The sequence below is a fragment of the Lysinibacillus sphaericus genome (genome assembly GCF_001629735.1).
Classification (GTDB): domain Bacteria; phylum Bacillota; class Bacilli; order Bacillales_A; family Planococcaceae; genus Lysinibacillus; species Lysinibacillus pinottii.
This window is the reverse complement of the sequence record NZ_CP015224.1, coordinates 3,835,382-3,846,289: the sequence shown is the minus strand read 5'-3', so window position 1 is coordinate 3,846,289 and position 10,908 is coordinate 3,835,382. Positions and strand designations below refer to the sequence as shown.

Sequence of the window (10,908 nt, the reverse complement as noted above, 5' to 3'; positions counted from 1 at the left end):
GACCTCCTCTCAAGAAAAATTAGATATCTAAATTAGCGTAAACGGCATTTTCCTCGATAAATTGACGACGAGGTTCAACTTCATCGCCCATTAAACGCTCAAATGCTTGGTTAGCTTTAATTGCATCATCTAATTCTACTTGTAATAATGTACGGTGCTCTGGATCCATTGTAGTATCCCAAAGTTGTTCAGCATTCATTTCACCAAGACCTTTATAACGCTGTACATTCGGTTTTGGCATTTTTGGTAGACGTTCTAAAATTTCTTTTAATGTTTCATCATCATAGCAATATTCAACATGCTTACCTTGTTTCACTTGATAAAGTGGTGGCTGTGCAATGTAAATATAGCCTGCCTCTATAAGTGGACGAAGGAAACGGAAGAAGAATGTTAAAAGCAATGTACGAATATGTGCACCATCAACATCGGCATCTGTCATAATAATGATTTTATGATAACGGGCCTTTTCTAAATTGAACTCTTCTCCAATACCAGTACCGAATGCTGTAATCATGGCACGGATTTCTGCGTTCGATAAAATCTTATCTAAGCGTGCCTTTTCAACATTGAGAATTTTCCCACGTAAAGGCAATATTGCTTGGAAGTGACGATCACGTCCTGATTTAGCTGATCCTCCCGCAGAATCACCCTCAACAATATAGATTTCACAATCAGCTGGATTTGTTGAAGAACAGTCCGCCAATTTACCAGGCAAGCTTGACACTTCCAATGCATTTTTACGACGGGTAAACTCACGGGCCTTTTTGGCTGCGACACGAGCACGAGCTGCCATTAAACCTTTTTCAACAACTTTGCGTGCAACAGTTGGATTTTCCAACATAAATCGTTCAAAACCATCCGAGAATAAAGAGTTAGTAATTTGACTAACTTCTGAGTTCCCTAGCTTTGTTTTTGTTTGCCCCTCAAATTGAGGATCCGGATGTTTAACAGAGACAATAGCTGTTAAGCCTTCGCGTACATCCTCACCTGTCAAATTGGCATCCGCTTCTTTCAACAATCCACCTTTTCGTGCGTAATCATTAATGACGCGTGTAAGAGCTGTTTTAAAACCAGACTCATGTGTACCACCTTCATACGTATTAATATTATTAGCAAATGAAAAAATATTAGAAGAGAAACCTGCATTGTATTGCATAGCAATCTCAACAGAGATACCATCTTTTTCTCCAAGAACATCAATCGGATCATGAATAGGCTCTTTAGATTGATTTAGGTGCTCAACATATGAACGGATACCACCTTCATAGTGATATGTAGTTGAACGCTCCTCGCCTTCTCGTTCATCAGCAATGGTAATCTTGATTCCACGATTTAAATATGCCAATTCTCGAATACGGTGAGCTAAAATATCATATTCATAAACAGTAGTTTCTTTAAAAATTTCTGGGTCCGCTTTAAAACGTGTTGTTGTTCCATTACGGTCTGTATCGCCAATAATCTTTAGTTCTTGTATCGTTTTTCCACGTTGGAATTTGATTTCATGAATATGACCTTCACGGTGAACTTGCACAATTGTTTCAACAGAAAGAGCATTTACAACGGATGCCCCTACTCCATGTAGACCACCTGAAACTTTATAGCCTCCACCACCAAATTTACCACCAGCATGTAAAACCGTCATGATAACTTCAACAGCAGGCTTACCCATCTTTTCTTGAATGCTGACTGGAATACCACGACCGTTATCTTCTACACGAATCCAATTTTCTTTTTCTATTGTTACCTGTATATCAGTACAAAATCCTGCCAGAGCTTCATCGATACTATTATCAACGATTTCCCATACTAAGTGGTGTAACCCTTTTGAGCTTGTTGAACCGATATACATCCCTGGTCTTTTACGTACTGCCTCTAAACCTTCTAATACCTGTATCTGATCGGCCTCATAAGCTTGGTTTTGTAAACCTTCGTTCTCTATAGCCACGGCTTTCATCTACTCCTTCATAACATCATTGTGTGTAAATGAATGAACAGTCAACCGAGCTGACTATTACCATTCTTTTGTAATCTAAAAAACTACCCTGGCTAACTTTTTTCAATCGCACCTTGTTTCACGTGGAACAGTTGAGCCTGCTCCATCGTTTCATGATGAATACCTTCAACACTTGTCGTTGTGACAAAGGTTTGCACTTCACCTTGAATGGTATTTAATAAATGCGATTGACGATAATCATCGAGTTCCGACAAGACATCATCTAAAAGTAGTATGGGTGTTTCATTTGTTTCTTGTTTAATTAATTCAATTTCAGCAAGTTTTAAAGACAATGCAGTTGTACGCTGCTGTCCTTGAGAGCCATATGTTTGCACATCATAGCCATTTACTAAAAACTGCAAATCATCACGATGTGGACCAACTAACGTTACACCTCTGTCAAATTCACGTTCTCTTGCTTCCATCAATTTTTGATGTAAAGTATTTTCAATTTCGCTAGAAGAATGTTCTTTTTCTATTCCAGCTACCGTACGATATTTTATAATGAGCGTTTCCTTCCCTTGTGATATACCTGCATGTATAGGTTCAGCCCACTCCTGCAATAAATCCATAAATTGAAATCTTTTACGAATAATTTGGGTAGCTGCATGAATATATTGTTCATTATAAACCTCATACATCACATCATTTGACATGGACTTGCCCTGGTTCATCTTTAAGAAATGGTTACGTTGTTTTAAAACTTTTTGAAAGGTTAATAAATCGTGTAAATAGACAGGCGAAATTTGCCCAATCTCCATATCAATAAAACGTCGGCGTATTTGCGGACTACCTTTTACAACGTTTAAATCTTCTGGTGCAAACATAACGACGTTCATTTGGCCAATATAATGACTAAGGCGACTTTGCTCTATATGATTTATCTTGCCCTTTTTACCTTTCTTTGTAATCGTAAGCTCTATCGGTAAAATACCATGTCTTTTTTGAACTGCCCCTTCTATTTTACCATAGTCTGAATCCCAACGTATCAATTCTTTATCGTTCGTTGTTCGATGGGATTTAGCCATTGCTAGTACGTAGATAGACTCCATAACATTTGTTTTTCCTTGAGCATTTTCACCAATGAAAACATTAATTTTAGGAGAGAAGTTTAAAGCTAAGGCATCATAATTACGGTAATTTGTAAGTTTTATTTGTTCAATATGCATAGTTTACTGCCCAGTTGGTCCTACGATTTGAAAACGACCACATCCTGGTATATTTACAACGTCTCCGTTTCGTAATTTACGACCTCGACGATCATCTACTTCTCCATTGACATACACAGCATTTTCCTGTAAAAACCACTTAGCCATTCCACCTGAACTAATGGCATCAGATATTTTTAATAGCTGCCCTAACGTGATGAACTCCTCATCGATTTTAATGTCCTGCATAGTGTGTTTCCCTCCAAATACAGACTGTCTATCTCTCTATCATACCTAAAATTTCGCCATAAGTAAAAAAGATAGCCGCAAATTGCGACTATCCTAACAGATCTTAAATTTTTAGTAAGTACGTACAGGTAAAATTAATTGTAAAATTGCATCGTCATGAACCGAGCGTAAAATAAATGGTCTCATTGCGCCTGTAAATTGAATGACTACATCTTGGCCATCGATAGCTTTCAATGCTTCCATCATATATTTGGCACTAAAGGAAATTTTCAAGCCTTCTCCTTCTAATGACTCAACAGGAATTTCTTCTTGTACTTTACCGATTTCAGGTGAATTAGAAGAAACCTCAACTGCTTGATGACCCAATATTTCAAAACGGACAACATTATTACGATCCCCTCTTGCTACAAGCGAAGCACGGTCTATAGCTTGTAATAAAGACTTACCATTAATTGTAACATTAGTTTGGTATTCTTCTGGAATTAAACGGGAAGTGTCTGGGTAATTTCCTTCTAGTAAACGTGAGAAGAATAATACATCCCCTGTTTTAAACAATACCTGCTGACTTGTAATAACAATTTGAACAAGGTTTGTAGAATCCTCTAATACTTTATTTAATTCATTTAAACTTTTTCCTGGGATTACAACACTATGTTCAACCTCTGGTAAATTTTCCAGTTGAACCTTACGTCTTGCTAAACGATGACTATCTGTTGCAACACAGATTAATGTTTCATTTTTAATCTGCCAGTTTACACCTGTCAACACGGGTCTACTTTCAGAAGTGGCAACGGCGAATACAGTTTCACGAATAATTGTTTTTAAAAGATCAGCAGGAATAGTAAATTTTTGATCCTCTGTTAATTCCGGTAATAATGGATATTCAGCTGCATCAGAGCCAATTAAATGGAACTCCGATTTACCTGAGCGAATATGCGTTTGGAAACCAGGAGTTACTTGGATTTCAACATCATTTGTTGGTAATTTACGTATAATTTCATTAAACATACGGGCTTGTACAACAATTGATCCTGTTTCTGCAATGTGAATGATCTGTTGTCCATCTTCCTCAACGGGGATAAATGTTTGAATTGTAATATCCGCATCACTACCTGTTAAGCGAATACCTTCTTCAGTTACATCAATTTTGATGCCTGTTAAAATTGGAATAGTTGTTTTTGAACTTACCGCTTTCATGACATCATTTAAACCCTCTAATAAACGGTCACGTAAAATATCAAATTTCATTCGTTTTCCCTCACATATTTATATTATTTATTTATATAAAATAAAAAAGATATAGTAATAGGCTCTGTGGATTTGTGGATAAGTGCCTTTTTATGAATAAAATCAGTCTATCCACATGTAGATAGACTGTGTATAAGTTTGTGTTTAAATAGTAGGATTGTCCACAGTAATTACTTCCCTAGCATGCTACGAATTTGTTTAACATCTTGTTGAAGCTGGACGTCATTTTTCAACAAAGAAGATATTTTTTCGTGAGCATGAATCACAGTTGTATGATCACGTCCACCAAATTCTTCGCCAATTTTCGGCAGTGAAAAATCTGTTAATTCACGTGATAAATACATGGCAATTTGGCGAGGAAAAGCAATTAACTTTGTACGCTTTTTCGCCGTAAAATCTTCTAAACGTATACTAAAATGCTCACCAACAGCATTTTGAATGTCTAATATTGTCACAGTTCGTGGCTTTGAATTAGGAATGATATCTTTAAGTGCCTCAGCAGCAAGTGTGGCATTAATATCTTTGTTTACGAGCGATGAATAGGCAACGACGCGAATAAGCGCACCTTCAAGCTCCCTAATATTGGAGTCAATCTGGTTCGCAATATAGAGCATTACTTCATTGGGTACCTCTAAACCATCTGCTTTTGCTTTTTTACGCAAAATAGCAATTCGTGTTTCCAAATCAGGAGGTGCAATATCCGTTATTAATCCCCATTCAAAACGTGAACGTAGCCGATCCTCTAATGTAGGAATTTCCTTAGGAGGTCTGTCACTCGATATAACAATTTGCTTGGATTCCTCGTGTAAAGTATTAAACGTGTGGAAAAATTCTTCTTGAGTTGATTCTTTTCCAGCAAGGAATTGAATATCATCAATTAGCAGTACATCCACATTGCGGTATTTATTGCGAAAATCAAGTGCTTTGTTATCACGAATAGAGTTAATAAATTCATTTGTAAATTTCTCAGATGATAAATAGACCACCTTTGCATTAGGATTATGCTCTAAAACATAATGACCGATGGCATGCATTAAGTGTGTCTTACCAAGCCCAACTCCCCCATAGATGAAGAAAGGGTTATAAGCCTTTGCAGGTGCTTCAGCGACTGCTAGAGAGGCAGCATGTGCAAAGCGGTTACCAGAGCCAATAACAAACGTATCAAAAGTATACTTCGGGTTTAACATCCCCGGTGAAATATCATGGTGATCGTTATTCTTTGCTTGGATAATCGGCGCCGGCAAATCAAAATCGTCCGAATCCTGGTTTTTTTGAACAACAAATTTAATAAGCAAGTCTTCGCCTGTAAGCTCCGTTAATATACCTGTAATCAAATGAATATAATGATTCTCAAGCCAATCTCGAGCAAACGAATTTGGCGCAGCTATTGTCACAGTTGAACCACTGCCATTGTAGGACAGTAATTTGGTAGATTTTAGCCACGTTTCGAAGCTTGGTTTAGAAATTTTTTGTTCAACTTGAGCCAGGACATTATTCCATAATTCTTCTAAATGTTCCAAGCTACTAATCTCCTTTACAGTGTTCAATACATAAAAAAAATTGCATTTATAGAAATGGTAAATACGTTCATTTTACAACTCGTCCACATAATCACAAGTTGTGGATAAAAGTTAACCAAAGGTTGTGATGAAAATTATCCACAGCATATTAACAGTTGTGGATAATTAAAATGTTCATTTCAGTTTTCAACAAAGTGAAGAACAGTAATCGTATCAGAAAAACAAAGCTATTTCAATAGTTTATGAAACTTATCCACATAGCTTGTAGTTATGCACTTTAGAGTTGTCCACAAGCACTGCTTATGTGAAAAAGCTGTAGATAATTGTTGTGGATAAAAAAATATGCAAAAAATACTATACACAACTTTGTGTAAAAAAAACAAGTCCTCTGTGGATAAATATTTTTATAATAATGTTATAATAGAGTGTCTTTTACGGAGGATTTAAATGCGCTCTGAGGATAGATGAAGTAGTTGCATTTAGATACATAGAATAGTTACCTAAAAGAAATTTGTTAAATACATTGACAAAATAACTAGTTACTTTATATAATATTCGAGTCTGTATGTTGAAAAATTCAACTCATATATCAGGAGGTGTCTATATAAATGAAACGTACTTACCAACCAAAGAAACGTAAACACAGTAAAGTTCACGGTTTCCGCGCACGTATGAGCACGAAAAACGGTCGCAAAGTTCTTGCTGCTCGTCGTCGTAAAGGAAGAAAAGTTTTATCAGCATAAAATAAGTCCACTGAGCCACATCAGTGGTCTTTTTTTTCTTTATTTTTGGTAAACCTAGAAGTGAGGATCAAAGATATTATCTATTAGCAGGTGAAAGAAATGAAAAAACGCCAAAGAGTGAAGAAGAATGATGATTTTCAAAAGGTGTTTAAAAAAGGTAAATCTTTCGCTAATCGTCAGTTTGTTGTTTACTTTTTAGAAAAAGAGGGACAAACAGAATTTCGTGTAGGTTTATCGGTTAGTAAGAAACTTGGGAATGCGGTAAAACGCAACCAAATAAAACGCTATATTCGCCATAGTATTCTTGATTTAAAGGATGATTTAAAGCCGAATATGGACTATGTTATTATCGCCAGACAACCGGCGGCCACTATGGATTTTCATGAAGTGAAACAAAGTTTGCAACATGTACTAAAAATCGCAAAGGTATTGAGGAAAGTGTAATGTATGCAACCGAGTGGTAAAATGCGCCTGTATGATTAGCTTTAAGAATAAGAGTGAAATGGCATACCATAACGTAGGAGTATACGCATAGGGGTATTACTAGCGTTAGATTTCACTTATAAAATATGTTAAATTCGCCACAAAACTCAGGAATAAGTGTATATTGTGAGAATATTTAGTAGAGTGAAACGTTATTGGCATGATAAAATAGCTGATAACTTTATCTTTGTTCAAGCTTTGATAAAGCTGCTGTCAGAAGTCACAGATTTTAAGGCAGGAAACTGTCAGTCAGTGAATAAAGAAGATGCATATAGAATTTGAAAAAGTGAATAGTAATTGTAGGGGGAAGAAGGTTGAAAAAACAACATTGGGTAATTTTGTCACTAGTATCAGTAGCTCTACTACTATCTGGTTGTACAGAATTCAATGAACCAATTTCCAAAGAAAGCACTGGCTTCTGGAATGAATTCATTGTTTGGCCGTTGGTATCAGCGATAAAATACTTTGCTGACCTACTTGGCACGTATGCATGGGGGATCATTGCTGTAACGATCATTATTCGTTTAGCAATTTTACCATTAATGATTAAACAAACAAAGAGTTCTAAAAAAATGCAAGAAATTCAGCCAAAATTGAAGGAACTGCAAAAGAAGTATGCTTCTAAGGATGCTCAGACACAACAACAATATCAGCAAGAAATGATGAAGCTGATGAGTGAATCAGGCGTAAACCCACTTGCAGGGTGTTTACCAGTAATCATTCAAATGCCAATTTTAATTGGTTTTTATCATGCAATAAGCCGTATGAATGCTACATCTACATTTGATTTAGGGAATTTCTTTATCTTCCCGCTAGCAGATCCTGCACCTGCATTAGCAATTACAGCAGGTTTAATGCAATTTATCGTATTACGTACAGGACCAGCAATGGATAATCCTCAAATGAAAATCATGATGTATATTATGCCATTCATGATCATTGCCTTTGGTATGGCCTTACCAGCTGCATTATCATTATATTGGGTAATCGGGAATATTATTTCGATTTTCCAAAACCTGTATATTTATAAACCTTGGAATAAAGATAAAACACAACCTGCTCAAAATGGAGGGGCTAAAAAGTGAAACAACTTACGCAAATAGGCGCAACAACACAAGAAGCGATCTCATTAGCGTTACAGAAACTTGGCAAAACCCGTGAACAAGTAGATGTTGAAGTTTTACAAGAAGGTAAAAAAGGATTTTTAGGTTTTGGTGCACGCTCTGCAGAAGTTCGTGTAACTGTAAAGGAAGTTCAGATTCCGGTCATTGAAAGTGAAAAAGCCGAATCGCAAATAACGACTCAATTAGACAAACAATTAGCAGTAGATGATGTTGAAACAATAAGTTCACAAGTTTCTGATCAACCAAATGAAATCGAAGCTGTTCAAAAAGTCGTAAACGAACAAAATGAGGAAGAAGATTCAGCAAATCCAATTGAGGATGCAAAAACTTACTTAGTAACTATTGCTGAACAATTGGATATTCATGATCTTGATATAAGTACAACACGTGAAGGGAAATACGTTTATTTTCAGCTGAAAAGTGAGAAAGCTGCTCTACTTATCGGAAAACGTGGTCAAACATTAAATTCCTTACAGCAATTAACACAGTTAGTGCTAAATAAAAGCGCTAAGCAGTTCTTAATGGTGAAATTAGATGTGGAAAACTATCGCGAACGTCGACAAGAAGCATTAGAGTTACTGGCTGATCGAATGGCGGACAAAGCATTACGTTCAAATCAACGTGTGGCATTTGAACCTATGCCGTCATACGAAAGAAAAATAATTCATAATCAATTAGCCAATCGTCTTGATCTTGAGACGTATTCAGAAGGTTCAGAACCAAATCGTTATTTAGTCATTGAGCCCGTCAAAAATAAATAGATTTAAAACATGCAGACACTATAGTTTTAAAGGTCATTTTATCCTTTGTGATAAAATGACCTTTTTTTATGAGACAAAGAATTGTATTTTTTGTTGAAATTCAGTTTTATAAAAAAGGTTGTTATCCACATTTGGAAATGATCCTTACTTTAGATTTTGCTGAAAATATGTTAGTCTAAGGTGTTAGTAAGTATTGGTCGGTTTCGATTATCCACATGTGGATAACGTTGAGGAGGTCATTAAATGGAGTTTGATACAATTGCTGCGATATCCACACCGATGGGTGAAGGTGCCATAGCCATCGTTCGTTTAAGTGGGGACGAAGCAGTGGCGATTGCAGATAAAATATTTAAATCACCAGGTGGAAAAAGTTTAACGACAAAGGATTCGCACACTATTCATTATGGACATTTAGTGGATCCTAAAACAAACGAGGTAGTAGAGGAAGTAATGCTATCATTGATGCGTGGTCCAAAAACTTTCACACGTGAGGATGTAGTTGAAATAAATTGTCACGGTGGTTTGGTTTCAGTTAATCGTGTTTTACAACTAGCATTAACGAATGGGGCAAGATTAGCAGAACCAGGTGAATTTACTAAACGTGCGTTTTTAAATGGGCGTATTGATTTATCACAGGCTGAAGCAGTAATGGATTTGATAAGAGCTAAAACAGATCGAGCAATGAATGTTGCCTTGGGTCAGATGGATGGAAAATTATCAAGACTTATTGGTGACTTGCGCCAAGCTTTACTAGAGACATTAGCGCAAGTAGAGGTTAATATAGATTATCCAGAGTATGATGATGTAGAAGAGATGACTGTACCTGTTTTAGTAGAAAAATGTACATGGGTACGAGATGAAATTATTAAACTTCTCCAAACATCTTCTCAAGGGAAAATATTACGAGAGGGTTTATCGACTGTTATTTTAGGCCGTCCAAATGTAGGGAAATCTTCTCTTTTAAATAGCTTAGTACAGGAAAATAAGGCCATAGTGACAGATATTGCTGGTACTACTCGTGATATTATAGAAGAGTACGTCAATGTACGCGGTGTTCCGCTTCGTTTAGTGGATACAGCGGGTATTCGTGAGACAGAAGACATTGTTGAACGAATTGGCGTAGAACGTTCGAGAGAAGCGCTACGTGGAGCAGATTTAATATTATTTGTATTAAACTATGCAGATGAGTTAACTGCTGAGGACGAGCGTTTATTCGAAACGATTGAGGCGATGGACTACATCGTTATTATCAATAAAACAGATCTACCGCAAAAAATTAATTTAGCGCGTGTCAAAGAGCTAGCAGGTAAACATCGCATTGTAACCACCTCTCTCTTACAGGAGGAGGGTGTTACAGAGCTTGAAGAAGCGATAGCTGCATTGTTCTTTGAAGGGCAAATTGAAGCGGGCGATTTAACATATGTTTCAAATGCAAGACATATTGCACTATTGCATCAAGCACAGGCGACAGTTGAGGATGCAATAGCAGCTGCTCAAGCTGGAGTTCCAGTTGATATGGTACAAATTGATGTCACAAGAACTTGGGAATTACTTGGTGAGATTATAGGTGACACAGTGCAAGAAAGCCTAATCAACCAGCTATTTTCTCAGTTTTGCTTAGGAAAATAACTTTAAGAAA

The 10,908-nt window shown here is 36.6% G+C and carries 10 protein-coding genes; 5 read left to right on the top strand and 5 right to left on the bottom strand.

Going from position 1 to position 10,908, the window contains the following annotated elements:
* Positions 1-19: 19 nt before the first annotated feature.
* The 5 genes from gyrB to dnaA all read right to left on the bottom strand — a co-directional run bounded on the left by gyrB (position 20) and on the right by dnaA (position 6,158).
* Complete coding sequence (gene gyrB, locus A2J09_RS18925) at positions 20-1,954, bottom strand: DNA topoisomerase (ATP-hydrolyzing) subunit B (protein ID WP_012291832.1); 1,935 nt, start codon at positions 1,952-1,954, stop codon at positions 20-22.
* A 92-nt stretch (positions 1,955-2,046) separates the two neighbouring features.
* Positions 2,047-3,162, bottom strand: coding sequence for a DNA replication/repair protein RecF (gene recF / locus A2J09_RS18920; protein ID WP_012291831.1), 1,116 nt, complete (start codon positions 3,160-3,162; stop codon positions 2,047-2,049).
* Positions 3,163-3,165: 3 nt separating this feature from the next.
* Positions 3,166-3,390 (bottom strand): S4 domain-containing protein YaaA, encoded by a 225-nt coding sequence (gene yaaA / locus A2J09_RS18915; RefSeq protein ID WP_012291830.1) that lies wholly within the window; start codon positions 3,388-3,390, stop codon positions 3,166-3,168.
* 111 nt (positions 3,391-3,501) lie between these two features.
* On the bottom strand, positions 3,502-4,638 hold the full coding sequence (gene dnaN / locus A2J09_RS18910) for a DNA polymerase III subunit beta (protein ID WP_012291829.1): 1,137 nt from the start codon (positions 4,636-4,638) through the stop codon (positions 3,502-3,504).
* A 170-nt stretch (positions 4,639-4,808) separates the two neighbouring features.
* On the bottom strand, positions 4,809-6,158 hold the full coding sequence (gene dnaA, locus A2J09_RS18905) for a chromosomal replication initiator protein DnaA (protein WP_025115702.1): 1,350 nt from the start codon (positions 6,156-6,158) through the stop codon (positions 4,809-4,811).
* A 608-nt stretch (positions 6,159-6,766) separates the two neighbouring features.
* Between dnaA and rpmH the strand changes: the two genes are divergently transcribed.
* From rpmH to mnmE, 5 genes are all read left to right on the top strand, one after another.
* Positions 6,767-6,901, top strand: coding sequence for a 50S ribosomal protein L34 (gene rpmH / locus A2J09_RS18900; RefSeq protein ID WP_004233310.1), 135 nt, complete (start codon positions 6,767-6,769; stop codon positions 6,899-6,901).
* Positions 6,902-7,000: 99 nt separating this feature from the next.
* Positions 7,001-7,345, top strand: coding sequence for a ribonuclease P protein component (gene rnpA, locus A2J09_RS18895; protein WP_031415843.1), 345 nt, complete (start codon positions 7,001-7,003; stop codon positions 7,343-7,345).
* Positions 7,346-7,698: 353 nt separating this feature from the next.
* Positions 7,699-8,469, top strand: a complete 771-nt coding sequence (gene yidC / locus A2J09_RS18890) for a membrane protein insertase YidC (protein WP_012296225.1) — start codon at positions 7,699-7,701, stop codon at positions 8,467-8,469.
* Positions 8,466-9,269: an RNA-binding cell elongation regulator Jag/EloR gene (jag, locus tag A2J09_RS18885; protein WP_012296224.1), complete on the top strand. Its 804-nt coding sequence runs from the start codon at positions 8,466-8,468 to the stop codon at positions 9,267-9,269. Before yidC ends, jag begins: the two co-directional genes overlap by 4 nt.
* 243 nt (positions 9,270-9,512) lie before the next feature.
* Complete coding sequence (gene mnmE / locus A2J09_RS18880; protein WP_012296223.1) at positions 9,513-10,898, top strand: tRNA uridine-5-carboxymethylaminomethyl(34) synthesis GTPase MnmE; 1,386 nt, start codon at positions 9,513-9,515, stop codon at positions 10,896-10,898.
* Positions 10,899-10,908: the final 10 nt, after the last annotated feature.

What these genes read in the sequence shown, in the direction of transcription:
- gyrB (WP_012291832.1), bottom strand. Translation starts at nt 1,954, where the DNA reads ATGAAAGCCGTGGCTATAGAGAACGAAGGTTTACAAAACCAAGCTTAT.
- recF (WP_012291831.1), bottom strand. Translation starts at nt 3,162, where the DNA reads ATGCATATTGAACAAATAAAACTTACAAATTACCGTAATTATGATGCC.
- yaaA (WP_012291830.1), bottom strand. Translation starts at nt 3,390, where the DNA reads ATGCAGGACATTAAAATCGATGAGGAGTTCATCACGTTAGGGCAGCTA.
- dnaN (WP_012291829.1), bottom strand. Translation starts at nt 4,638, where the DNA reads ATGAAATTTGATATTTTACGTGACCGTTTATTAGAGGGTTTAAATGAT.
- rpmH (WP_004233310.1), top strand. Translation starts at nt 6,767, where the DNA reads ATGAAACGTACTTACCAACCAAAGAAACGTAAACACAGTAAAGTTCAC.
- rnpA (WP_031415843.1), top strand. Translation starts at nt 7,001, where the DNA reads ATGAAAAAACGCCAAAGAGTGAAGAAGAATGATGATTTTCAAAAGGTG.
- mnmE (WP_012296223.1), top strand. Translation starts at nt 9,513, where the DNA reads ATGGAGTTTGATACAATTGCTGCGATATCCACACCGATGGGTGAAGGT.